Origin of the sequence: Streptomyces sp. NPDC051136 (genome assembly GCF_044455745.1) — a bacterium.
In the GTDB taxonomy this organism is placed as follows: domain Bacteria; phylum Actinomycetota; class Actinomycetes; order Streptomycetales; family Streptomycetaceae; genus Streptomyces.
On record NZ_JBITFE010000008.1, the window covers coordinates 82957 to 105303 of the forward strand.

Annotated in this window: 23 protein-coding genes; 17 read left to right on the forward strand and 6 right to left on the reverse strand. The window is 75.4% G+C overall.

All coding sequences use genetic code 11. The features are described from left to right. Positions 1 to 178 precede the first annotated feature (178 nt). From ACIBCJ_RS23320 to ACIBCJ_RS23345, 6 genes are read left to right on the forward strand one after another with little or no spacing between them, the layout of a single operon-like run. Positions 179 to 1366, forward strand: coding sequence for an acyl-CoA dehydrogenase family protein (locus tag ACIBCJ_RS23320; RefSeq protein WP_365978307.1), 1188 nt, complete (start codon positions 179 to 181; stop codon positions 1364 to 1366). Further along, entirely contained in the window at positions 1363 to 1914 is a 552-nt protein-coding gene (locus tag ACIBCJ_RS23325; RefSeq protein WP_399283119.1) for a flavin reductase family protein, read from the forward strand. Before ACIBCJ_RS23320 ends, ACIBCJ_RS23325 begins: the two co-directional genes overlap by 4 nt. 59 nt (positions 1915 to 1973) lie before the next feature. Beyond that, positions 1974 to 2396 (forward strand): aspartate 1-decarboxylase, encoded by a 423-nt coding sequence (gene panD / locus ACIBCJ_RS23330; RefSeq protein ID WP_365978309.1) that lies wholly within the window; start codon positions 1974 to 1976, stop codon positions 2394 to 2396. Next, the gene (locus ACIBCJ_RS23335) at positions 2393 to 3127 is read left to right on the forward strand and encodes an SDR family NAD(P)-dependent oxidoreductase (RefSeq protein WP_365978310.1); all 735 of its coding nucleotides are present in this window, start codon (positions 2393 to 2395) and stop codon (positions 3125 to 3127) included. Before panD ends, ACIBCJ_RS23335 begins: the two co-directional genes overlap by 4 nt. Positions 3128 to 3185: 58 nt before the next feature. Beyond that, on the forward strand, positions 3186 to 3998 hold the full coding sequence (locus ACIBCJ_RS23340) for a phytanoyl-CoA dioxygenase family protein (RefSeq protein ID WP_365978311.1): 813 nt from the start codon (positions 3186 to 3188) through the stop codon (positions 3996 to 3998). Then, positions 3995 to 5119 carry a zinc-binding dehydrogenase gene (locus ACIBCJ_RS23345; protein ID WP_365978312.1) on the forward strand — a complete coding sequence of 375 codons (1125 nt, stop codon included), beginning with the start codon at positions 3995 to 3997 and terminating at the stop codon, positions 5117 to 5119. Before ACIBCJ_RS23340 ends, ACIBCJ_RS23345 begins: the two co-directional genes overlap by 4 nt. 75 nt (positions 5120 to 5194) lie before the next feature. Here the strand turns inward: ACIBCJ_RS23345 and ACIBCJ_RS23350 are convergent, their stop codons facing one another. After that, a complete protein-coding gene (locus ACIBCJ_RS23350) occupies positions 5195 to 6022 on the reverse strand; it encodes a helix-turn-helix transcriptional regulator (protein ID WP_365978313.1) in 828 nt (275 codons plus the stop codon). Between the two features lie 160 nt (positions 6023 to 6182). Between ACIBCJ_RS23350 and ACIBCJ_RS23355 the strand changes: the two genes are divergently transcribed. The 6 genes from ACIBCJ_RS23355 to ACIBCJ_RS23380 all read left to right on the forward strand — a co-directional run bounded on the left by ACIBCJ_RS23355 (position 6183) and on the right by ACIBCJ_RS23380 (position 12058). Beyond that, positions 6183 to 7409, forward strand: a complete 1227-nt coding sequence (locus tag ACIBCJ_RS23355; protein WP_365978314.1) for an MFS transporter — start codon at positions 6183 to 6185, stop codon at positions 7407 to 7409. 159 nt (positions 7410 to 7568) lie between these two features. Beyond that, positions 7569 to 8546, forward strand: coding sequence for a DUF4129 domain-containing protein (locus tag ACIBCJ_RS23360; RefSeq protein ID WP_365978315.1), 978 nt, complete (start codon positions 7569 to 7571; stop codon positions 8544 to 8546). Further along, positions 8543 to 9118, forward strand: a complete 576-nt coding sequence (locus ACIBCJ_RS23365) for a hypothetical protein (protein WP_365978316.1) — start codon at positions 8543 to 8545, stop codon at positions 9116 to 9118. The genes ACIBCJ_RS23360 and ACIBCJ_RS23365 overlap by 4 nt, the downstream gene beginning before the upstream one ends. Further along, positions 9115 to 10107, forward strand: coding sequence for a MoxR family ATPase (locus ACIBCJ_RS23370; RefSeq protein WP_365978317.1), 993 nt, complete (start codon positions 9115 to 9117; stop codon positions 10105 to 10107). Before ACIBCJ_RS23365 ends, ACIBCJ_RS23370 begins: the two co-directional genes overlap by 4 nt. Further along, entirely contained in the window at positions 10104 to 11468 is a 1365-nt protein-coding gene (locus ACIBCJ_RS23375; protein ID WP_365978318.1) for a DUF58 domain-containing protein, read from the forward strand. Before ACIBCJ_RS23370 ends, ACIBCJ_RS23375 begins: the two co-directional genes overlap by 4 nt. Continuing rightward, on the forward strand, positions 11465 to 12058 hold the full coding sequence (locus ACIBCJ_RS23380) for a hypothetical protein (protein WP_365978319.1): 594 nt from the start codon (positions 11465 to 11467) through the stop codon (positions 12056 to 12058). The genes ACIBCJ_RS23375 and ACIBCJ_RS23380 overlap by 4 nt, the downstream gene beginning before the upstream one ends. 171 nt (positions 12059 to 12229) lie before the next feature. Here ACIBCJ_RS23380 and ACIBCJ_RS23385 read toward each other — a convergent pair whose 3' ends face one another. After that, entirely contained in the window at positions 12230 to 13747 is a 1518-nt protein-coding gene (locus ACIBCJ_RS23385) for a carboxylesterase family protein (protein WP_362512032.1), read from the reverse strand. A gap of 150 nt (positions 13748 to 13897) precedes the next feature. On the opposite strand from ACIBCJ_RS23385, the gene ACIBCJ_RS23390 reads away from it, so the two are divergent. Beyond that, positions 13898 to 14212: an STAS domain-containing protein gene (locus ACIBCJ_RS23390; RefSeq protein WP_133886262.1), complete on the forward strand. Its 315-nt coding sequence runs from the start codon at positions 13898 to 13900 to the stop codon at positions 14210 to 14212. Positions 14213 to 14217: 5 nt separating this feature from the next. Here the strand turns inward: ACIBCJ_RS23390 and ACIBCJ_RS23395 are convergent, their stop codons facing one another. After that, positions 14218 to 14877 (reverse strand): hypothetical protein, encoded by a 660-nt coding sequence (locus tag ACIBCJ_RS23395; protein WP_365978320.1) that lies wholly within the window; start codon positions 14875 to 14877, stop codon positions 14218 to 14220. 50 nt (positions 14878 to 14927) lie between these two features. Further along, a complete protein-coding gene (locus ACIBCJ_RS23400) occupies positions 14928 to 15257 on the reverse strand; it encodes a hypothetical protein (RefSeq protein WP_362092810.1) in 330 nt (109 codons plus the stop codon). Positions 15258 to 15379: 122 nt separating this feature from the next. Here ACIBCJ_RS23400 and ACIBCJ_RS23405 point away from each other — a divergent pair, with 122 nt between their 5' ends. Both ACIBCJ_RS23405 and ACIBCJ_RS23410 read left to right on the forward strand, forming a co-directional pair. Beyond that, the gene (locus ACIBCJ_RS23405; RefSeq protein WP_362512026.1) at positions 15380 to 15772 is read left to right on the forward strand and encodes a VOC family protein; all 393 of its coding nucleotides are present in this window, start codon (positions 15380 to 15382) and stop codon (positions 15770 to 15772) included. Positions 15773 to 15834: 62 nt separating this feature from the next. Beyond that, a complete protein-coding gene (locus ACIBCJ_RS23410; RefSeq protein WP_365978321.1) occupies positions 15835 to 16824 on the forward strand; it encodes a zinc-binding dehydrogenase in 990 nt (329 codons plus the stop codon). Positions 16825 to 16865: 41 nt separating this feature from the next. Here ACIBCJ_RS23410 and ACIBCJ_RS23415 read toward each other — a convergent pair whose 3' ends face one another. Both ACIBCJ_RS23415 and ACIBCJ_RS23420 read right to left on the reverse strand, forming a co-directional pair. Then, positions 16866 to 17549 (reverse strand): helix-turn-helix transcriptional regulator, encoded by a 684-nt coding sequence (locus ACIBCJ_RS23415; RefSeq protein WP_362092801.1) that lies wholly within the window; start codon positions 17547 to 17549, stop codon positions 16866 to 16868. A 153-nt stretch (positions 17550 to 17702) separates the two neighbouring features. Next, positions 17703 to 18860, reverse strand: coding sequence for a YihY/virulence factor BrkB family protein (locus ACIBCJ_RS23420; protein ID WP_365978322.1), 1158 nt, complete (start codon positions 18858 to 18860; stop codon positions 17703 to 17705). A 101-nt stretch (positions 18861 to 18961) separates the two neighbouring features. Between ACIBCJ_RS23420 and ACIBCJ_RS23425 the strand changes: the two genes are divergently transcribed. Together ACIBCJ_RS23425 and ACIBCJ_RS23430 are read left to right on the forward strand one after the other, a co-directional pair. Then, a complete protein-coding gene (locus ACIBCJ_RS23425) occupies positions 18962 to 20605 on the forward strand; it encodes an acyl-CoA dehydrogenase family protein (RefSeq protein ID WP_365978323.1) in 1644 nt (547 codons plus the stop codon). Between the two features lie 242 nt (positions 20606 to 20847). Continuing rightward, positions 20848 to 22137 (forward strand): GAF domain-containing protein, encoded by a 1290-nt coding sequence (locus ACIBCJ_RS23430; protein ID WP_362512016.1) that lies wholly within the window; start codon positions 20848 to 20850, stop codon positions 22135 to 22137. Positions 22138 to 22347 lie beyond the last annotated feature (210 nt).

Sequence of the window (22347 nt, forward strand, 5' to 3'; positions counted from 1 at the left end):
CATCGACCGGTCACCCGACCGGCCCGGGCAGACGGCGGGTCATACCCGACCGGCCGAGACCCGACCGAGGACCGACCGGTCCGGACCCGACCGGCCGAGAACCGGCCGGCCGACGCCCCACGGCCGACAACCCACCGGCCGACAACCCACCGGCCGAGAACCGACCCCAAGGACATCGATGACGCTGCCGACCCACTTCGACGACCTCCTCAAACTCGCCGCGGACACCGGCTCCGCGATCGCCCCGCTCGCCGCCGGCACCGACGCCGCGGACGACGACGGCCACGAGGCCTACCGCGTCCTGCGCGAGTCGGGACTGCTCGCCCTGCTCGTCCCCCGGGAAGCCGGCGGCGCCGGACTCGGCTTCGGCGACTACTGGCGGGTGCTGGCCGAACTGGGCGCGCACCACGGCGCCGCGGCCCTCGGCTTCAACATGCACCACGTCGTCGTCGGCGCACTCGCCGAAGCAGCCGGAACCCGGCTGTCCCCGGCCGCCGACGCCTTCCGCACCGGGATGCTGGGCGAGGTGGTGGACGGGCGCAAGATGTTCGCCTCCGCCACCTCCGAGGCCGGCCGCGGCGCGAAGCTCCGCGGCATGCGCACCCGCTACCGCCGCTCCGACGACGGCACGCACTACGTCCTGAACGGCAGGAAGGACTTCGTGTCCCTGGCCGGCGCCGCCGACTACTACGTGGTGGCCGCCGCCGACGGCGACGCCGAGGAGAGCGGCGAGGTCTCGCACTTCGTCGTCGCCGCCGACGACCCGGGCGTCGGCTTCGGCTCCGTGCGGCACCTGTCGGCGATGTACGGCACCAGCACCGCCCCGATGACGCTGGACGAGGTCGTGGTGCCCCGCTCCCGTCTCTACCTCGGCGTCGAGGGCATGTCCCTGTTCAAGGTGGTGCGCGAACCCCACTGGATGTTCGCCGGCTACACCGGCGCCTACCTGGGCATGGTGGAGGCCCTCTTCCGGCACACGGTCGACCACGTCACCGCCGTGCCCGGCCGCGCCGACTCGCCCGTCGTGCAGCAGGAGCTGGGGCGGATGTCCGCCCGCCTGCGGGCTGCCCGGGCCCTGGTCCACGAGGCCGGCGACCTGGTCACCGCGGAACGCGGCAGCCTGGAGGCCAACGCCATGGTGCACGCCGCGAAGTACGTCGTGGGCGAGACCGGACCGAGCCTGGCCCAGGACACCTTGCGGCTGTGCGGCTCGGCCGCCGTCAGCCGCGGCCACACGCTGGAACGGCTGATCCGCGAGGTCCAGTTCTCCCACGTGATGCCGGCCAAGCCGCACGAGTGCCTGGAGTACCTGGGCAAGGCCGCGACCGGGGTCAACCTCTACGACGCCCGGGCCTTCTCGTGGTGACCCCCGCGAGCGCCACGGCCCCGGCGTCCTCCGTCCCGCTCGCCGAGGACGGACACGCGGTACCGCACGACGCCTTCCGGGCCCTGATGGGCTCGCACCCCGGCGGTGTCGCCGTCGTCACCACCGCCGACGCGCGGGGCACGCCGTACGGTTTCACCTGCACCGCACTGTGCTCGGTCTCCCTCGATCCGCCGCAGCTGCTGGTGTGCGCGTCGGCGGGCGGGAACACCCTGCCGGTGCTCGCGGCCCGCGGGGCCTTCACCGTCAACCTGCTGCACGGCGGCGGGCGGCGCGCCGCCCAGGCGTTCGCGGGTCCGGCCGCCGAGCGGTTCACCGCCGTCCCCTGGCGGGCCGGGCACCACACCGGACTGCCGGTCCTGCCGCAGGACGCCCACGCCACCGCCGAGTGCCGCGTCACCCGGATGGTCCCGGCCGGTGACCACACCGTCGTGATCGGCGAGGTCCTGCACACCGAGACGCACGTCCCCGCCGCCGAGGCGGCACCCCTGCTGTACGGCATGCGCCGCTACGCGACCTGGCCGGTGTGACCCGGCACCGCCGCCCGGCCGCCACCGCCCCGTCCACCCCCCCACGTGAAGGAGCCAGCATGTTCCGCACCCTGATGAAGTCGAAGATCCACCGCGCCACCGTCACCCAGGCCGACCTGCACTACGTCGGCTCGGTCACCGTCGACTCCGACCTCATGCACGCCGCCGGCCTGCTCCCCGGCGAGAAGGTCGACATCGTCGACATCGACAACGGCGCCCGGCTGTCCACGTACGTCATCGAGGGCCCGGCCGGCTCCGGCGTCCTCGGTATCAACGGAGCCGCGGCCCGGCTGATCAGCCCCGGTGACCTCGTCATCCTCATCGCCTACGCCGCCATGACGGACGAAGAGGCCGCCTCCTTCGTTCCCGACGTCGTGTTCGTCGACGAGCACAACGCCATCGCCGCCGTGAGCTCGGACCCGGCCGAGGTGCCCGCGGGATCGGACCTCAAGCGCGGCGACCTGGTCGCCGAGGTGTCATGACGGTCGCCGTGGTCAGCGGCGGCACCCGCGGCATCGGGCGGGCGCTGAGTCTCCGGCTCGCCGCCCTCGGCCACCGGGTGGTCGCCCTCTACCGCAGTGACGGGGCCGCCGCGCGGCAGACCGAGAAGGCCGGTGACGGCCGGGTCGAGACGCTGCGCTGCGACCTCGCCCGCCCGGAGGAGATCCGGACGGTCTGCGCGTCGCTCACCGAACGCCTCGGGGCGCCCTCCGTGCTCGTCAACAACGCCGGCGTCAACCGCGACCGGCCGTTCCTGTCGATGACGGCGCGGGACTGGGACACGGTCCTGGCCACCAACCTCTCCGGCCCCTTCCACCTGACCCGCGCGCTGGCCCCCGCGATGGTGGAGGCCGGCGGGGGCAGCGTCGTCAACGTCGCCTCCACCACGGCGATCAGACCCCGCATCGACGGCGCCAACTACTGCGCGAGCAAGGCGGGCCTGCTCCAGCTCACCAAGTGCCTGGCCCTCGAACTCGCCCCGCACGTCCGGGTCAACGCCCTGCTGCCCGGGTTCACCGACACCGAGGAGGTGACCGAGCGCTACCGCCTGGACGACCCGGCGCGGCTCGGCGCCGTCCTGGACAGCGTCCCGCGCGGCCGGCTCGGCACGGCCGAGGACATGGCCGACGCCCTGGAGTTCCTGGTGAGCGCGCGCAGCGGCTACGTCACCGGTCAGCAACTCGTCGTCGACGGCGGTCACTTCATGGGATGACCGTCCCTCGTCTTCCCCACATTCTTCGCCCCCACCGACCCATCAGGAGAAGAAGCGCATGCGACTGACCCAGCAACAGGCCGCCGAGTACCACGAGCGCGGCTTCCTCATGCTCGAATCCCTCCTCGACGCCCAGGAGGTGGAGTCCCTGCGCGCCGCCTTCGAACGCGACGCGAAGGTCCCCGGGCCGCAGGTGGTGACCGAGGACGGCGGCACGGAGGTCCGCGCGGTCTACTCCTCGCACCAACGGCAGCCGGAGTACGCCGGGCTGGTCCGCGATGCGCGCATCCTGGCACCGGTGCGGCAACTGCTCTGCGACGACGTCTACGTCTACCAGTTCAAGATCAACGCCAAGCCGGCCTTCGGCGGCGACAAGTGGGCCTGGCACCAGGACTTCCTCGCCTGGCGCATCGCCGACGGCCTGCCGGCCCCGCGCCAGGTCAACATCGGCGTCTTCCTGGACGACGTCACCGAGTTCAACGGCCCGGTCATCTTCCTGCCCGGCTCGCACCGGCGCGGGCTCGTCCACCGGGGCCGGTCGGACTCCGCCCGCTCCGAGCAGCACCTCGACCCGGACGACATCTCGCTGTCGCCGGCGCAGCTCGCGGAGCACGTCGACCGCCACGGCATGACCAGCCCCAAGGGCCCGGCCGGTTCCGTCGTGCTGTTCTCCCCGGAGATCGTGCACGGCTCGTCCCCCAACATGTCGCCGTTCGCCCGCCGGCTGCTGATCGCCACCTACAACGACACCGAGAACCTTCCGCGGCCCGCGGGCGAGCCCCGCCCGGACTACGTGGTGTGCCGCGACACGGCACCGCTGCGCCCGCTGGCCCAGCCGTTCTCCCAGGCGCCGGTCGCGGTGGCCTCGTGACCGGCCGCACCGCGACCGGCACCCCCACCGGACGCGCCGTCGTCCTGGAGGAGTTCGGCAAGCCGCTGTCGCTGCGCAGGTTGCCGCTGCCCGCACCGCCGGCCGGCGGCATGGTCGTGGCATGCGGCTACGGCGGTGTCTGCGGGACCGACCTGCACCTGTGCCAGGGCCACCTGGACATCCCGGTGCCCCTCGTACTGGGCCACGAGGGGCTGGGCGTCGTACGGGAGTTGGGCGCCGGCACCCACCGGGACGCCGCCGGGGCGCCGCTGGCGGCCGGTGACACGGTGATGTGGGCCTCCTCCATCTCCTGCGGCGTCTGCCCGCCCTGCCGGCTGCACCGTGAACCGACCCTGTGCGAGCGGCGCCGCACCTACGGCGTCAACCGCGCCCTCACCGACGGTCCCGAACTGTCCGGGGCCTGGGCCGACCACATCGTGCTCCAGCCCGGCACCACCGTGATCAAGGTCCCCGAGCGCACCGACCCGCTCGCCGCTATGTCCCTGGCCTGCGCCGGGCCCACCGTGGCGCACGCGCTGTACGAGCGGCGGCCGGTGCGGCTCGGCGAGACGGTCGTGGTGCAGGGCAGCGGTCCGGTCGGGCTGGCGGCTGCCGCGTTCGCGCACCTGGCCGGGGCCGCGAAGGTGGTGATCGTCGGCGGTCCGGCGGGCCGGCTGGAGCGGGCCGCCGCGGCGGGCATCGGTGACGTCCACCTGGACATCGCCGGCGCCGCCGACCCCGCGGCGGTCCTGCGGGAGGCGCGGGCCGCGGTCGGCGGGGACGGCGCCGACCTCGTGATCGAGTGCGCGGGAGTCCCGGCCGCCGTCGGTCAGGGCCTGTCCCTGGCCCGGCGGGGCGGCAGCTACCTCGTCATCGGCCAGTACACCGACGCCGGGGACACCGCGGTCAACCCGCACCAGATCGTCCACCGGCAACTCGACGTCGTCGGTTCCTGGGCCTTCACCGGTGCCCATCTCGTCGAGTACGTACGTCTGCTGCCCGCTCTCACCGAGCGGTTCGGCCTGGCGGGTCTGGTGACGCCGTTCCCACTGGAGCGGCACGCCGACGCGCTGGACGCGGTCGCCGACGGATCGGTGATCAAGGCCGTGCTCACCTCCTGACGCCGCCGCACCCGATGAACCCGACGGCCCGGTGAACCCGACGGCCCGGCGACCGCCTCCGCGCGGCCCGGGCCGTCACCGCTGACCGGCGAGCAGTCCCAGTCCCTCGGCCGCCGCCCGGTCGTCGGGCAGATAGGCGAGCAGGTGGTGGCCGGGCTCGTCCACGGCGGCGAGTTTGACGTACCGCAGGCGGAGGTCACCGGCCTCGGGGTGCCGGAAATGGCGGACGGCGGGGTGGAACGCCGCCGTCTCCCGGCGGCCGTACCAGCGCGCGGCGTCCGGGTCGTGCAGCAGTTCCTCGGTGATCTCGGCGTACCGGCCGTCCTCGGGATGCCGAGCCGCCTTCGCCCGGAACTGCCCGAGCAGACTGCGCGCCTCGGACTCCCAGCTGGCCAGCAGGGTGCGGGAGGGCGGCCAGCGGAACACCAGCCACAGCAGGTTGCGCTGCTTGGGCGCCAGCCGCGCCAGGTCGGTCAGCAGCCCCGAGTAACCCGCGTTCCAGGCGAGCAGGTCCCAGTGCGGGTCGAGCACCGCGGCCGGGTTCGGTGCCAGCGATTCCACCAGCGACAGCAGGTTCCGCGACACCCAGCCCGGCGGCCTCCCGGTCGGCGCGGCCGGCTCGACGAAGGACAGCACGTGCGCGGTTTCGTCCGCGGTGAGCCGCAGGGCCCGCGCCAACGAACGCAGCACCTGTTCCGAGGTGCGGACCCGGCCCTGCTCCAGCCAGGCGTACCAGGACGCGCTGACCCCGGCCAGCCCGGCGACCTCCTCGCGTCGCAGCCCCGGTGTGCGCCGCCGCGGTGAGCCGGGCAGTCCCACCTCGGCCGGCCCGAGCCGCTCCCGGCGGGAGCGCAGGAACGCTCCCAGCTCGCGCCGCGGGTCGCTGGCCCCCCCGCCGTCCACGTCCTCGCTCCTCTCGCGCCACCGGCCCGCGCCGGCACGACGCACCGCACCGCAGGCTGTGAGCAAGGGTAATCGGCTGCGGGTCCGGGGCGGCCGGCCGCGGTGATGAGCTGGTCACGCCGGTCGGACAGGCCGGTGACCACCGTTCGAGGAGCACTCCATGGACCCGGCCGACCCGTCCCCCACCACCTCCGCACCGCCTCCGGCGGCCGACCGCCCCGGCCCGGCCGACCCGGCCTTCGAGCCCCTGCCCCCGGCGGCGTTGCGGCTGCTGCGCACGGCGGGGTTCGTCAGCAACTTCGACCGGTTCTGCATCACTCCGATGCTGCTGGTCATCGGCGGCGCGCTCGGTGTCCCGCTGACCACGGTCATGCTCGCCGCCAGCGGCTACTTCCTCGCCTACGGCCTGATGCAGCCGGTCTGGGGTCTGGCGAGCGACCGGCTGGGCCGGGTGCGGGTCATGCGGATCTCCCTGGCCGGTGCGGCCGTCGCCGCGCTCGCCTCGGTGCTCGCGCCCGGCGCGACGGTGCTGATCGTGGCGCGCGTCGTGGCCGGCGCGTGCTTCGCCGCGTCCATCGCCGCGTCCATCACCTATGTCGGCGACACGGTGCCCGCCGCGGTCCGTCAGCGTCCGCTCAGCGAGCTGATGACCGCCTTCGCCCTGGGCACCGCCGTCGCCACCGTCGTCGCCGGGGTACTGGCGCACTACGCGAGCTGGCGCGTGGTCTTCGCCCTGCCGGGCCTGATCGCCGCCTACCTGGTCGTCGCCCTGCGCCGGCTGCCGGAGCCGCCGCGCGCGGCGCCCGGCGCGCTGTTCGCGCCCTTCGGCATCGTCCTGCGGTCGCGCTGGCAGTGGTACGTCATGGCCGTCGCCGCGTTCGAGGGCGCCGTGCTGCTGGGCTTCCTCACCTACCTCGCGCCGGCGCTGGAGGCCCAGGGTGCCTCGGCCGCCCTGGCCGGCGCGGTGACCGCGTTGTACGGCGTGGGTTCGATGGGCGCGGCACAGCTGGTCAAGCGGCTGGTCGGGCGGTGGACGCCGGTCCGGCTGATCGTGGCCGGCGGGGTCCAGATCACGGTGGCCTTCGGCTGTGCCGCGGCCGACCGGTCGGTGCCCGCGCTGGTGGCGTGCGCCCTGCTGCTCGGCGGCGGCTGGTCGTTCATGCACTCCACGATCCAGTCCTGGGCCACCGTCTTGTCCCCGACGGCCCGTGCGACCGGGGTCGCGATGTTCGGGGTGGCCCTCTACGTCGGCAGTGCCGTCGCCAGCGCCGTCGCCGCCGGCCCCGCCGAACGGCACGCCTACCACGGCCTGTTCCTCACCGCCGCGGTCCTCACCGTCCCGCTGACGGTGGCCGCCGCCGCGGGACGCGCCCGCTACCGGGGTTAGGGCTGCCCCTGCCGGGGTGAGGACTGCCCGCCGGCGGGGCGGGGACCGCCTGCCCCTCCCCGTCGGCCGGGGAGGCGTTCGGCCCGGGGCGGGCGGTGCGCCGTGTGCCAGGATGGTGCTGAACAGGCGTTCGGGGGTGGCGGGTTCGGCGGGGGTGGCATGGCACACGGGGAGCGGACGGGACGCCGGGCGGCGCCCGGGGCGGTGATCGCCGTCGCGGTGGTCGGGGCCCTGGCCCTCGGCGCGCTCGCGCTGCGGCCCGCCGAGGGGCTGCTGCACTCCGGCAGGGGTCCGCTCGGCCACTCGGGCTTCCTGGCGATCGGGTTGTCCCTCGCCTGGACGTTCGGCGTCTGGACGGCCGTAGGGAACGTGCGCCACCGTTTCGGCGCGGACCGCACGCCGTCGTCACCGGCTGAGGAGCGGCTGCGGGAGGCCGCCGGGCCCCTGCTGCTCGCCGCGGTGGGCGTCGTCGGCGTCCTGGCCCTGGTGCTGCACCGGTTCTCCACCGGCGACGACACATCGGGGCAGCCTCCCCCGCCGGGCGTGACGGACCCGATGCCGACGCCGACCTCCGGCACTCCTCCGCCCCGGCTGCGGCACGGTTCGCCGGAGCCTTCCTCCCTGCCGCTCCACCTCGTCCTCGCGCTGGCGGCCGCGGTCGCCGTCGTGCTGGTGACGGTGGTCCTCGTGCGGCGGCTGCGACGGTTCGGGCTGAGGGTGCCGCAGCGGCCCGGCCCCGCGGGCGCCGCACCGCCGGACGAGGACGCGCGGCTGCTCCTGTCCGCCGTGGACTCGGGCCGCCGCGCCCTGGCGGACAGCGGTGAGGACGCCCGGGAGGCCGTCATCGCCTGTTACGCCGCGATGGAGGACGCCCTCGCCGCGTCCGGGGTACCGCGGCGCGCCTCCGACAGTCCCGCCGACCTGCTCTCACGGGCCGTCGGCGCGGGATTCGCGCCGGGACCGGCCGCACCGCGGCTCACCGCGCTCTTCCGCGAGGCCCGTTACTCCTCGCACCCGATGGACGCCTCGCACCGGGCGGCCGCGGCCGCCGCCCTGGAGGCGCTCGCGTCCCTCCTCGGGGAGCCCGCCGTCAACGGGGAAAGGGCCGCGCGTGCGGATCGGGAGGCCGGGCGATGAACCGTTCCACGACGAGGACTTCGCGAGAGAACGTGTTCACGCTGGGCCGGCTCGGACTGCTCGGCGGTGCGGTCGCCGGCTCGGGCACCCTGCTCGTCCTGCTGCTCGACGGTGCCGAGGCGGCCGGTGCCGTCGTGGCCGTGCTCGCCGCCGTGGCCCTGTTCGCCGCCCGGTACGTCGCCGGGGCGGGCGCCCTGGACCCCGCGTACCGGGACGAGGTGCGGCTGCTGCGGGCCCGGTCGCCGGGCATGGGCGAGTGGCGACGGAACGTGGCCGCCTCCACCGGACCCGACGGCGCCCTCCACTACCGTGCGGTGCTCCGGACGGAGCTGCGCCACCTGTACGCCGCGGCGCTCGCCGAGCACCACCACGTCTCCCTGGAGCGCCAGCCGGAACGGGCCGCAGAGTTGATCGGTCCCCAGCTGTGGCCGTGGCTCGGGCCCGTGCCACCGGGCGCCGGACCCGACGGCGGGATACCCGTCGACGTACTGCGCCGCCTCGTCGACCGGCTCGAAGCACTCTACGCGCCCCGCGCCCCCAGCCCCCGTACCGGTAAGGACCGAGCGACGTGACACCCACCTCAACGCCCCGCACCGCCGAGCAGGTCGGCGCGCAGGCCGGTGCCGTACTGCGCGAGATCGGCCGTGCCGTCGTCGGCAAGCCGGACGCCCTCGAACTCGTGATGCTGGGCGTGCTGGCCGGCGGCCACGTCCTCGTCGAGGACCTGCCCGGACTCGGCAAGACGCTCCTGGCACGGTCGTTCGCCACCACCCTCGGTCTGGACTTCCGCCGCATCCAGTTCACACCCGACCTGCTGCCCTCCGACGTCACCGGCACGCCCCTGTACGACCGGCGCACCGGCGAGATGGTGTTCCACCCCGGCCCGGTCTTCACGCACCTGCTGCTCGCCGACGAGATCAACCGGACGCCGCCCAAGACCCAGGCCGCGCTGCTGGAGGCGATGGCCGAGTCGCAGGTGACCGTGGACGGCGAGACGCGGCCGCTGGCCGATCCGTTCCTGGTGATCGCGACGGCCAAACCGGTGGAGTACGAGGGTACGTACTCGCTGCCCGAGGCCCAGCTCGACCGGTTCCAGCTGCGGGTGCGGATGGGGTACCTGACCGCGGCGCAGGAGCGGGCGATGCTGCGGGCCCGCATCGACCGGGCCGCACCCGAGGCGGTGCTCGAACGGCTCGCCGTCCCGGAGGACGTCGTGGCGTGGCGGGCCGTCGTGGAGCGGGTGGAGATCGACGACGACCTGCTGGAGTACGCCGTCGCACTCGTCGGCGCGACCCGCGAGCACCCCCAGATCAGCATCGGCGCGTCACCGCGCGGCGGACTCGCCCTGGTTCAGCTGGCCCGCGCCCGTGCCGTGCTGGACGGCCGCGACTACGTCGTCCCGGAGGACGTCAAGGGCCTTGCGGTGCCCGCGCTGGCCCACCGGGTCTCGCTGCGGCCGGAGTTGTGGGTGCGCGAGATGTCCACCGACGACGTGCTGCGCGAGATCGTCGGCAGCGTCGGCACGCCCACCACGCGGCGTACGGCCGCGGTGCCGTCGTGACCCCGCCCGCACCGGCGACGGGCCCGGCGCCCGGGCCCGTGCCGAGCGCGGCGGTGGTCCGCGCCCTGGAGGGGCGCACCTCCCCGGCGCAGCCACCGCACCCGCCGCCCGGCGGCCCGCGTCCGGGCGAGCGCACGCTGCGCCTGCTGACCGTCGCCGTCGTCGCGCTGGCCGCAGCCCTGCTCACCGGCCGGGCGTGGCTGCTGGCCCTCGCCGCCGCGCCGCTGGTACTGCTCGCGCTGGCGCTGCCCCGCGCCCACGCGCGCCGCGTCGAGACCTCCACGACGGTCGAGCCGAGGCGCTGCTTCGAGGGCGACACGGTCACCGTCCGCGTCGAGGTGGCCCACGACGGCGACGCGGTGCGCCTGGACCCCGGGGTCACGCTCGGCCCGGGGCTGCGCCTGGACGAGGTCGTCGTCGGCCGGTCCACGGTGACGCTGCACCACACGGCGCTGCGCTGGGGCCGCTGGTCGCTCGGCCCGGTGGACCTCGACGTCTACGACGCCGGCGGCACCGTCCGCCGCACCGTGCGCGTCGAGGCGGCGGAGGTGTCCGTGTTCCCGCGCGCGGCGCAGGCCCGGTTCACGCCCGTCCCGGTACGGCTGCCGCAGCGGCTCGGCGAGCACGCCGCGGCGCAGTCCGGGGAGGGCGTCGAGGTGATCGGGGTGGGGCCGTGGGTCCCCGGTGAGCGGCAGCGGCGCATCCACTGGCCGTCGACGACCCGGCGCGGGTCCGTGCAGCTGCACCGGTTCGCCGCCGAGCGCGCGGCCGACACGGTGATGCTGCTCGACGCGTTCGGGGACGTGGCCGATCCGGTGACCGGGGCGTCCTCCCTGGACGTGACGGTGCGCGCGGCCACCGGGCTCGCCCGTGCCTACCTGCGTACCCACGACCGGGTGGGGGTCGTCTCGACCGGCGGCACCACCCGCTGGCTGGCGCCGGGCACCGGGGACGCGGCGTTCTACCGCATCGTCGAGAGCGTCCTCGACGTCCGCAAGGACCGCGCCTTCGGCCGGGACGGGCTGGAGCGGGTCCCGCCGCCCGCGCTCCCGGAGGGCGCCCTGGTGTACGTGTTCACCCCGCTCAGCGACGCACGGATCCTGGCGGTGCTGCGGGACCTCCAGGCACGGGGGCGCCGCCCGGTCGTCGTGGAGATACCGAGCGGGGACCCGGTGGTGGAGGACGGCGACGACGCGGGTGAGCTGGGGCTGCGGCTGTGGCACGCGGAGCGCGACGCGATGCGGTTCGCCCTGCGGGACAGCGGGGTGCCGGTCCTGCGGCACACCGGGGGCGCGTCACTGGATCCGGCGCTGGCGCCGCTGGCGGCGGGGCGGGTCGGCGGACGGGGGCGGGCGGGGTGACGGCGCCGGTCACGCGGGGCGGTCTGCGGGAGTACCTCGGTTACTGGATCGGCACCGTGCCGGTGCGGGTGCTGGGGGTGGCGGCCGTCGTCGTGGCGTGGCGGCCGTGGGCGACGGTGGACACCGCCGGGCGGGCGGTGCCCTTCGTCTGCGCGCTCGCCTTCGCGGTGTGGGCGGCGCCCGCACTGGACCGGCGGCCGTCGGTGGGGGCCTTCTGGTCCGACCGGTTGCTGCGCCACCGGACGACGCTGCTGGCGTCGGGCGTCGTGGTGATCGCCGCGTTCGGGGAGCCGGCCCGGTGGGAGGGCGCCTGTACGGTCGGGCTGCTGGTCGCCTACCTGGTGGCCAGTGAGACGTGGCCCTGGCGGTGGGGACGCGGGCCCGCCCGGGTGTGGGGCGAGGCGGTAGCGGCCTGCGCGGGTGCGGGTGTGGTGGCGGCCGCGGCGGCGGTACCGGTGACCGGAACCGGCTCGGGCCTGGGCCGGGTGATCGCCGCCGGGACGGTGGTGGGGCTGGCGGTGGCCGGCGCCGCGGTGCTGCGCGCCCGGTGGCGGGGCGATGGCCCGGAGACCGGTGTCCCGGGGGACTGAAGACGACGGAATCACTCGTCCACTCGTCAGCTCGTCACACGGGAAGCACGTGCTGCCGGGCCTGTGTCAGACGGAGGCGCACTCCTGGGCGGTGTTCCGCGGCCGGATGCCGACTGCTGCGTACGGGGCGCCTCCGCACCGAACCGCCGTCCGCGGCCCCGCAGGCACACGTCACCGTCGCACCAGCCGCCTGGACCGCGTTCCCCGGGGCGTTTCCCGCGCGACGACGTCGGCCTTCCACAGGTCGTACTCGGCGTCGAGCGGGCCGTGGGCCGTGCGGGGGGCGCCGTCGCCGAAGACCCGCACGGGATGCGTGGCGTCCCAGGGCGCCCAGCCGGGGTCCCCGGACTCCACGAAGCGCACCCACGCCCCGTGCATCGCGTCGGCCAGCTCCTGCGGGGCCCCCTCGCCCGCGAGCCTGCGCGCGTCGGGACGGTCGCCGGAGTCGAAGACGAAGCCCAGCTCCAGGGCGTGGCAGGCACCGAGGCCGGGCAGGCGGGACGGCCAGGCGAACTCGTACACGTACGACGAACCGGTCCGCGCGTCGGCCAGGCGGTGCATCGGGATGCGGAGCAGGTGGTCGGTGACCAGCTGGCCCACGGTCTCCGCGGCGCCCGCGCCGGGACGCAGCGCGCGGTAGCCGCGCACCACCTCGTTGCCGCAGTGGCAGCGGGCGCGGGCACCCGCGAGGGCCACCGCGCCGAGCCGGTCGACGCGTTCGAGCAGGCCGCCGGGGACGAGCCAGAGCCGGTACTCGTCGCGGGTCCAGCCCATCATGAGGTCGACGCCCGGTGCCGCGTCGCCCGCGACGAGCGCCTCCAGCGGATCACGCGGCAGCACGTCGCCGTCGACGACGAGGCCGAAGCCGGGACCGCCGAGCACGGGGCTGCTGAAGCGCCCCACCTCGGCCTGGGCCCGCAGCAGCTGGTCGCGGTCGGCGGCGGCGAATGCCTCGGCGGTGGCGGGGATCTTCAACCGGGAGGCCATCCGGCGGACCATGCGCCGCACCTTGTCGCGGTCGGAGGCCTCCGGGGCGCCGCTCTGCAGCACGGCTCGCCGGAACAGGCCCCGGGCCCGCGGTGCGGCAAGCAGCGCGCCGGTGCTGATGGCGCCCGCGGACTGGCCGGCGACGGTGACGCGGTCGGGGTCCCCGCCGAAGGCGGCGATGGAGTCCCGCACCCACTGGAGGGCGGCGATCTGATCGCGCAGTCCGGCGTTGGCGGGAGCGTCCGGGAACAGGCCGTAGCCCTCCACACCCAGTCGGTAGTTGACCGACACGCACACCACGCCGTCCCGGGCGAAGGTGCGGCCGTCGTAGACCGGTACGGCGGAGGAGCCCCTGGTCAGGGCGCCGCCGTGCAGCCAGACCAGCACCGGCAGACGCGCGCCGGGGCCCGGCTCGGGGGTCCAGACGTTGAGGTTGAGGCAGTCGTCGCCGGGGACCGCCGGATCGGAGAGGTACCGGGCGAAGGCCTCGGAGTACGGGGGTTTCGGCGCCGTGGGGCCGAAGGAGCCCGCGTCGCGGACGCCGTCCCATGGCTCGGGCGGCAGGGGCGGGCGGAACCGGCCCGGTCCGAAGGGGGGCGCCGCGTAGGGGATGCCCCGGAACACCGCGGTCCCGTGCTCGTACCTGCCGCGCACCGCCCCGTGCACCGTCCTGACGACGGGGTCCGTCCGGCCCGACCGCATGTGCCCACCAGCCCTTCGCCGCACTTCCGTACCGCTCATCGCACAGCGCCGCACCGGTCTTTTCTATTCCGGGGCACCCCCTGCGGTCCGGCGGAGGGACAATGGACACCACGCACGCCACGCACGCACTGCGCGATTGAGGAGGCCGTCGTGACGGACGCACCCGTGAGGATCGCCGAGGCCGACGGGCACCGTGCCGTACTGGCCTTCTCCGGAGACCTGGACGCCGCCGCGCTGCGTGTGCTGGAGGAGCTGCTCCTCGACCCGCGACTGCGGGAGCCGGGCACCTGGACCCTGGACATGAGCGGCCTGGACCACATCGACCTGGCCTGCGCGTACGCGCTGCTGCGGACGGTGACCCGCGCACCGGAGCCGGTCGCCCTCACCGTCCGGGGCGCCCGCCCGGCCGTCCACCGGACGCTGCGGCAGGCGGGACTGGACACGGTGGCCGCCTTCACGGCGTAGCCCGGTCAGCCGCCGACGCCCACGTGGTTGTCGGGCGCCCCGTCCCCGAACGGCGGCAGGTCGCCGCGCTCGACCGGTGTGGGAGGCGCGGGATCGGCGGACGGCAGGAGACCTTCCGCCTCCGCCGTGTCGGGGCGGTGGGCGGCGAGGGCGGCCGCGTGCAGGACCTCGCGGGACACCGCGTCCGTCTCCGCCGACACGCGGACCACGTGGCCCTCTTCGGGGAGTGCGTACTCGTGGCGTCCGGCACCGGTGCGGTACCAGGCGTCGCCGTCGCGTTCGCAGGTGGTGTGCTCGCCGGGCATGTCGCCGACGGGCTGCTCGGGGCAGGTGCCGGCCGTGATCGTGCCCCGGTCGACGGCGAGGCGCAGCTGCGCGCCGGTGCCCGCGGAGACCCAGGTGGCGGAGAAGCCGTCGTCGCCGAGGACACCGACGGACTGCTGGGCCAGGGTGAACCCGGGTGCCTCGGTGACGTAGACCAGTTCGGGTGCCACGCCCGTCGCGGCGGCGCGGGAGACGAGTTCGGCGGTGTCGGGGGCCGCGGCCGGGGCGGCGGCCGAGGCGGGGCCTGACGGGTTCGGGTCGCCCGCCTTCTCGGAGCCGCAGGCGGTGAGCAGCAGCGGGGCCAGCAGCAGCACCGGCAGGACGCGCGCGTGACGGATCATGCGCTCATCCTGCCGTACCGGTGTCGCACGGGCGTGGTCCCGACGGGAGTTCAGGGGTGGTGGGCGGCGGCGTCCTTCGTCAGTCTGACGGCCTGGCGCAGACTGATGCCCGGGGCCGCCTCGCGCAGGGTCTTCACCGCCCGGACGGAGTCGACGGGGCCCTCGTGGCCGGCCGCGGCGAGGCGTTCGTGCACCCAGCGGGCGAGCAGCGCGCCGTCGGGCTCCGCGGCGGCCCGCTCGACCAGGGCGGCGGCCCGCTCGAGTCCGGGCCGTTCCTCGGGCGTCGCCTCGGCGAGCGCCTGACGGATGCCGTGGGCGACTACGTCCGTGTCGCGCAGGACGAGGACGTTGAGTTCCGGTGGGGCGAGTCGTCCGAACATACGGCCATGATCGGCTGGACACCCGTGTTCCTCAACGGACTTGAGCGGGTTCTGAGGCAGGCGGCAGCCGGGTGTCCGTTTTCTTCAAGACCGGGACCGCGCACCCTGCCTACGGTGGCGTCATGACCGCACGATTCGACGCCATCGGCCTCATCGTCTCCGACATGGCCGCCTCCGTGACCTTCTACCGCCGGCTCGGCTTCGCCTTCCCCGAGGGAAGCGAGGGGCAGCCGCACGCCGAGGCCGGGCTCCCCGGCGGCATCCGGCTGCTCCTGGACACCGAGGAGTCCGTCCGTTCCTTCACCCCCGGCTGGCAGCCCCCCGCAGGTGGCGGCCGGCACTCGCTCGCCCTGCTGTGCGACAGCCCCGCGGAGGTGGACGCCCTCTACGCGGAGCTGACCGGCGCGGGCTGCCGCGGCGAGCGGGATCCCTGGGACGCGCCCTGGGGACAGCGGTACGCCGTCGTCGCCGACCCCGACGGCCACGGCGTCGACCTCTTCGCAGCGTCGGCTTGACCTCGACCGGACTCGAGGTCGCAGGCTGAGCGGGACGTCGTCTCCGGTGAGGGGTTGGGCTCATGCATGCGATCCACGTGGCCTCGTACGGCGATCCGGAGGTGCTGACCCCGGTGGAGCTGCCGGATCCGGTGCCCGGACCCGGCCAGGTCGTCGTCGGCATGGCCGCGGCCGACGTCATCTTCCTCGACACGCTGCTGCGCGGCGGCTGGGGTCGGGACCTCTTCCCGCGGACGCTGCCGTACGTACCCGGTGGCGGTGGGGCGGGCGCGGTGCTGGCGGTCGGTGCGGGCGTGGCCCCGGCCTGGGTCGGCCGCCGGGTGGCCGTGCGGACCGGCACCGGCTACGCGGAGCGGGTCGTCGCCGACGAGGGCGAGATCATGCCGGTTCCGGACGGGCTGGCCGTCGAGACGGCGGCCGCACTGGTGCACGACGGCGTGACCGCCCTCGCCCTGCACCGGCGGGGAGCGCCGCGCGCCGGGGAGTGGGTGCTGGTCTCGGCGGCGGCGGGCGGGGCGGGAACGCTGTTGGTGCAGTCGGCCGTCGACGCCGGAGCCCGTGTGGTGGCCGCCGCGTCCAGCGACGCCAAACGTGCCCTGGCCCGCCAGCTGGGTGCCGAGGCGGTCGTCGACTACACCCGGGCGGGCTGGGTCGAGCGGGTGCGGGAGGTGACGGGCGGCGGTGCCGCACTCGGCTACGACGGCGCGGGCGGGGCGCTCGGTTCGGCCACCGTCGACGCGCTCGCCGACGGCGGACGGTTCGTCACCTACGGCACCGCCGACGGCTTCGCCGCGCCCGACCGCGAGACGGCCGCGCGCCGGGGTCTGCGGCTGATCATGCCGCTCATGGACGGCCCACCGGACAGGGAGACGGTCCGGGAACTGCTGGCGCTGGCGCTGGAACGCGCCGCCACAGGACGTTTGCGCCCCGCGATCGGCGCCACCTACCCGCTGGAGCGGGCCGCCGAAGCCCACCGTGCCCTGGCCGCGCGCACGGTCGTGGGCAAGTCCCTGCTGCTGATGGACGGCGGGGCGGCTCGGTCCGCCCCCTAGCCGCGCAGCAGCTCGCCGCAGGGCGCGGCACAGAACACCCCCTAGCCGCGCAGCAGCTCGCCGCAGGGCAGGCCCGTCAGGTCGCGTACGTCGCGCGCCAGGTGCGCCTGGTCCGCGAACCCGGTCAGGGCGGCCGTCTCGGCGAGCGGCGTGCCGTTCCTGGCCAGGGCCAGGGCCCGTTGCAGTCGCCGTACGCGGGCCAGCGTCTTGGGGCCGTAGCCGAAGGCGGCCAGGGAGCGGCGGTGCAGCGCGCGGGCTCCGATGCCGAGGGCGTCGGCGGTGGCGGCGACCGTGCGGCCCGCGTCGAGGGCGGCGACGATCCGGGCCGGCAGCGGGTCGGGCGGCCCGGTCTCGGCGGCGCGCGACAGCGCGGCCTCCTCAAGGCCGGTCGCCGGGTCGGGGGCCGCGTTCACCAGAGCGGTCAGGCGCCGTGCGCGGCCGGCCGGCCAGAGGTCGGTCAGGTCGACGCGCCGGTCGCGCAGCGCGACGGCGGGAACGCCGAGCAGAGTGGGCGCGGTGCCGGGGTGGAAGCGGACGCCGGCCCAGCTGCCCGGGGCGCCCTCGGTGACGTGGGCACGGGTGTCGGGGCCCGCGACCAGCAGCCGGCCGTCGTACCAGAGCAGGTCCATGCAGCCGTCGGGCAGCACCCGCCCGGGTCCGGACCCCGTCGGTGTGCTGGTCCACACCACCGCGCCGGCCAGCCGGGCCCCCCGCTCCGCGTACACGCGTGCCAGGTTACGCCGGGACGGCTCTCCCGCCCCTCCCGCGTGCTGACGCCGTCCTCCCGCTTCGCCCGGGTGGTGATGACACCGGCGAGATCGGCCACCTCCCGGCTTCCGGCCTCCTCCGGTGCGGGTCCCCCGCCGTGGCGACGCCCCCTACGAGGCCTCGGGCTTGTCGTGTCCGCGCTCGTGGTCGTGGGCGTGGCTCTGGCCGGGCTGCGCGTTCTTCGCGGTGCGCAGGCGGGCGGTGACGTCCTCGGGGGGCAGGAAGCGCGACCAGCGCTCCGGGAACTCGGAGGGCATGTCGGGGTCGCTCTCGCCGCTCGCGGAGGTGCGGGCCACGTACTCGGCGACCTGGGCCTGGCGCAGCCGCTCGTTGGCCTCGCGGGCGGCGGCGGTCGCGGCGGCCGGCCACACCCGGTCGATGGCCGCGTTGACCGCGGCGCCGACGAGCACCGCGAACGCGGACACGCCGATCCACAGCAGCACGGCGACGGGCGCGGCGAGGGAGCCGTAGATGGTGGGGCCCTCGACGGTGCTGGTCAGGTAGATGCGCAGCAGGAAGCTGCCCAGCACCCACATGGCGAGGGCGACCAGCGCGCCGGGGACGTCCTCGATCCACGGGGAGCGCACCGGTACGGACACGTGGTACAGCGTGGTCAGGAAGGCCACCGACAGGATGATCACGACCGGCCAGTACAGGACCTGGACGACCGTCGTCGACCAGGGCACGACCCGCACCACGGCGTCCGGTCCCGCCACCATCAGCGGCAGCGCGATCGAACCGATCAGCAGCGCCACGATGAAGAGGAGGAAGGCCATCAGACGGGTCCTGACGATGCCGCGGACGCCGTCGAGGCCGTACATCACGGTGATGGTGTCGATGAAGACGTTCACCGCGCGGGAGCCCGACCAGAGGGCGAACAGGAATCCGATGGAGATGACGTCGGGCCGGCCGCCCTTGGTCACGTCGTCCAGGATCGGCTCGGTGATCTGCTTGACGCCCCGCTCGGAGAGCACCGCGCGGGAGGCGTCCAGGATGTTGCTGCGCAGGCTCTCGGTGGTGTCCGCGCCGATCCAGGAGTCGACGTAGCCGAGCAGTCCGAGGACGCTCAGCAGCAGGGGCGGCACCGAGAGCAGGGTGAAGAACGCGGCCTCGGCGGCGAGGCCGAGGATGCGGTACTCCATGCACGAGTTGACCGTGTCCTTGAGCAACAGCCAGGCGGTCCTGCGTTTGGAGACGTTCCGGTACAGAACCCGGGCACGGTGAAGCCGGCCCGAGGGCCGTTCGGGGGAGTCACTTGCTGGCTGCACGCCCTAAAGGTATCCGGCGTGGGGGGCGGCACTCATCCGCGGAGCCCCGGTGATCCCGTACCGGGCTCGCGGCGGCCCCACGGCGCGGTAGGTTCACGTCCATGGCAGGCCGTACCCACACCGTGACGAACCAGGCACCGCCGCTGACCGGCTACGACGTCTTCACCTCCGACCGGGCCCTGACGGAGGCGGTCCGGCGGCACCTGCCGGCGGACCTGCGCGAGGAGGCGCTGGCCGAGCTGTCGGGGACGGGCCGCGCCGGCGGGGCGCTCCAGACCCAGGAGTGGAGCGGACAGGCCGACGGGAACCCTCCGGTCCTGCGCACCCACGACCGTTTCGGCCACCGCGTCGACGAGGTCGACTTCCACCCTGCCTGGCACCGGCTGCTGGGCAAGGGCGTCTCGGCGGGGCTGACCGACGCCTGGTCCCGGCCGGGCGGGCACGTGCGGCGCGCGGCCGGGTTCGTGGTGTGGACGCAGGTGGAGGCGGGCACCTGCGGTCCGCTGTCGACGACCCACGCGGCGGTGCCCGCCCTGCACGCCGATCCCGGGCTGGCCGCCGAGTGGGTGCCGCGGCTGACCTCGCGGGTCTACGACCGGGAGCTGCGGCCGGCCCGCCTGAAGGCCGGGGTGCTGTTCGGGACGGGCCTGACGGAGAAGCAGGGCGGCAGCGACGTACGGGCGACCACCACGGTGGCGCGGGCGCTGGCCGAGGACGGCACGTACGAGCTGACCGGGCACAAGTGGTTCTGCTCGGCGCCGATGTCGGACGGCTTCCTGGTCCTGGCGCGGGCACCCGGCGGGCTGACCTGCTTCCTGGTGCCGCGCGTGCTGGCGGACGGGACCCGCAACGTGTTCCTGATCCAGCGGCTCAAGGACACGCTGGGCGACCGGTCCAACGCCTGTGCCGAGGTGGAGTTCGCCGGGACGTGGGCGCGCCGGGTCGGTGAGGAGGGGCGCGGGCCGGCCGTGCTCACCGGCACGGTGGCGGCGGCCCGGTTCGACCGCGTGCTGGGGTCGGCGGGTCTGATGCGGCAGGCGGTGGCGCGGGCGGTGCACCACTGCGCGTACCGCGAGGTGTCCGGCGGGATGCTCGTCGACCGGCCGCTGATGCGCAACGTCCTCGCGGACCTCGCCGTCGAGTCGGAGGCGGCCACGACGCTGGGACTGCGGCTGGCGGCGGCCCACGACGCCGCCGAGGGCGGCGACGAGCGCGAGGCGGCGCTGCTGCGCCTGGCGGTGCCGGCGGCCAAGTACTGGGTGACGAAGCGGTGCGCGCCGGTGGCGCTGGAGGCGGCCGAGTGCCTGGGCGGTGACGGGTACGTCGAGGAGTCCGGGATGCCCCGGCTGGTGCGCGAGTCGCCGCTGCCCTCGTTCGGGGAGGGCGCCGCCAACGTGCAGGCGCTGGACGTGCTGCGGACGCTGGGCCGGGAACCCGCGGTGCTGGACGCGTACCTGACGGAGGTGGGCCTGGCGCGCGGGGCCGATCACCGGCTGGACGCGGCGATCCGGGAGCTGCTGACCGAGCTGGCCGACCTCGCGGCCGCCGAGGGCCGGGCGCGGCTGCTGGCGGAGCGGCTGGCCCTGGTGCTTCAGGGTGCCCTGCTGGTGCGGTACGCGCCGCCCGAGGTGGCCGACGCGTTCTGCGCCTCGCGCCTCGGCGGTGACGGGGGGACGGCGTTCGGCACGCTGCCGCCCTCGCTCGACCTGGCGTCGGTGGTGCGGCGGGCCCGGCCGGAGGTCTGATTCCGGCCGCGCGGCGCGGGGGTGGTGCTGCGCCGACACGGCACCACCCCCGCCACACGGGCCCGTTCAGGCCGCGTACGCCGCTCGGGACGGCGTGGTTCAAGTCTGGCCACCGACGAAGTCGTCCACCAGGGTTGCAGGGGGTTGCAACTTGCGGTCGGCTGTGTGCGGACCGTGCCCGCGGGGCAGGGGCAACCGGTCACCATGAGACGAACATTCGGCTTCCGGAAGGACGAGGTCCCGTGGCGCTCTCGCCCATGGACGTGACGCAGTTCGCCGCCGTCGACACGGCGCGTGCGGCTCGGATGCTCAGCGAGGTCCGCTCCGCGAGACTCTCCGGCGGACGGGCTCCGATGGCGCCGCGGCCGGTGATCGAGCAGTCGTGGGACCGGATGCTGCGCAGTGGCGTCGATCCGGAGCACGACGTCCGTTCCGGGCTGCTGGCGCCGGAGGAGATACGGCGGCGGCGCGCGGCCTCACCGCTGCGGCACGTGCTGCCGGTGCTGCGGGAGGCGCTGCTGCCGGTCGCGGACGTGGCCCACCACATCATGGTGGTCGCCGACGGGGACGGCCGGCTGCTGTGGCGGGAGGGCAGCGCCCGGGTGCTGCGCCGGGCCGACGGGCTCGGGTTCGAACTCGGGGCGGACTGGCGGGAGGAGGTGGTCGGCACCAACGGCGTGGGGACACCGGCGGTCACCCGGCGGCCCGTACAGGTCTTCGCCTCCGAGCACTTCGTGCGGTCCCAGGCCACCTGGACCTGCGCCGGGGCGCCGATCACCGACCCGCGCAGCGGCCGGCTCCTCGGCGTGGTCGACGTGAGCGGGCCGCTGGAGACGATGCACCCGGCGACGCTGGCCTGGGTGGACTCGGTGGCCAAGCTGGCCGAGGCCCGGCTGCGGGAGCTGCACACGCAGTCGCTGGAGCGGTTGCGGACGGTGGCGGCGCCGGTGCTGGCCCGGCTGGAGGGGCGGGCGCTGGTGACGGACCGGGACGGCTGGACGGCGGCGGTGACGGGAATGCCGTACCTGGAGCGGGTGGTGCTGCCCAAGTCGCCGGAGGCGGGGGTGCGGTGGCTGCCGGCGTTGGGGGCGTGCACGGTGGAGCCGCTGGCGGAGGGCTGGCTGGTGCGGGCCGTGGCGGGGCCGGTGCCGCAGGGCGCCACCCGGATCGTGCTGGACCTCGGTCAGCCGCGCCGCTGGTCGGTGCGGGTGCTGGGCGGCGCGGAGGACTGGGCGCGGGAACTGAGTCCGCGGCACGCGGAGTTGCTCTACCTGCTGGCGGTGCACCGGGGCGGCCGCAGCGCCGCGGGGCTGGCGGAGGACATGTTCGGCGACCCGGCCCGCACGGTGACGGTAAGGGCCGAGATGTCACGGGTGCGGCGATACCTCGGGGCCTACCTGGAACACCGGCCGTATCGTTTCTGCGAGGACGCGGAGATCGAACTCCTCCTGCCGCCCGACCCCCGCGATCTGCTCCCCCACTCCTCGGCTCCCGCGGTGGTGGAGGGACGGGCGTCGCGGGGCGCGCCGTGACGGTGGCGACGACGAGGGTGCCGTGACGGGGAGACGGCCCGGTCCGGGTGGGATTTCCGCCGGGGACGGAGACGGTGACGGCCCGGTCCGGGTGGGATTCCCGCCGGGGACAGGGACGGGCACGGACACGGGAGCGGGGCGAGGGGGGGAGCGCACCCGGGGCGGCCGCGAGGACGGCACGATTGCGCATACTTGCCCCGTCCGCGTCCG

Coding starts and splice junctions, on each gene's coding strand:
- ACIBCJ_RS23320 (WP_365978307.1), top strand. CDS start 179: ATGACGCTGCCGACCCACTTCGACGACCTCCTCAAACTCGCCGCGGAC.
- ACIBCJ_RS23355 (WP_365978314.1), top strand. CDS start 6,183: ATGGACCCGGCCGACCCGTCCCCCACCACCTCCGCACCGCCTCCGGCG.
- ACIBCJ_RS23405 (WP_362512026.1), top strand. CDS start 15,380: ATGACCGCACGATTCGACGCCATCGGCCTCATCGTCTCCGACATGGCC.
- ACIBCJ_RS23340 (WP_365978311.1), top strand. CDS start 3,186: ATGCGACTGACCCAGCAACAGGCCGCCGAGTACCACGAGCGCGGCTTC.
- ACIBCJ_RS23360 (WP_365978315.1), top strand. CDS start 7,569: ATGGCACACGGGGAGCGGACGGGACGCCGGGCGGCGCCCGGGGCGGTG.
- ACIBCJ_RS23410 (WP_365978321.1), top strand. CDS start 15,835: ATGCATGCGATCCACGTGGCCTCGTACGGCGATCCGGAGGTGCTGACC.
- ACIBCJ_RS23385 (WP_362512032.1), bottom strand. CDS start 13,747: ATGCGGTCGGGCCGGACGGACCCCGTCGTCAGGACGGTGCACGGGGCG.
- ACIBCJ_RS23400 (WP_362092810.1), bottom strand. CDS start 15,257: ATGTTCGGACGACTCGCCCCACCGGAACTCAACGTCCTCGTCCTGCGC.
- ACIBCJ_RS23365 (WP_365978316.1), top strand. CDS start 8,543: ATGAACCGTTCCACGACGAGGACTTCGCGAGAGAACGTGTTCACGCTG.
- ACIBCJ_RS23395 (WP_365978320.1), bottom strand. CDS start 14,877: ATGATCCGTCACGCGCGCGTCCTGCCGGTGCTGCTGCTGGCCCCGCTG.
- panD (WP_365978309.1), top strand. CDS start 1,974: ATGTTCCGCACCCTGATGAAGTCGAAGATCCACCGCGCCACCGTCACC.
- ACIBCJ_RS23425 (WP_365978323.1), top strand. CDS start 18,962: ATGGCAGGCCGTACCCACACCGTGACGAACCAGGCACCGCCGCTGACC.
- ACIBCJ_RS23335 (WP_365978310.1), top strand. CDS start 2,393: ATGACGGTCGCCGTGGTCAGCGGCGGCACCCGCGGCATCGGGCGGGCG.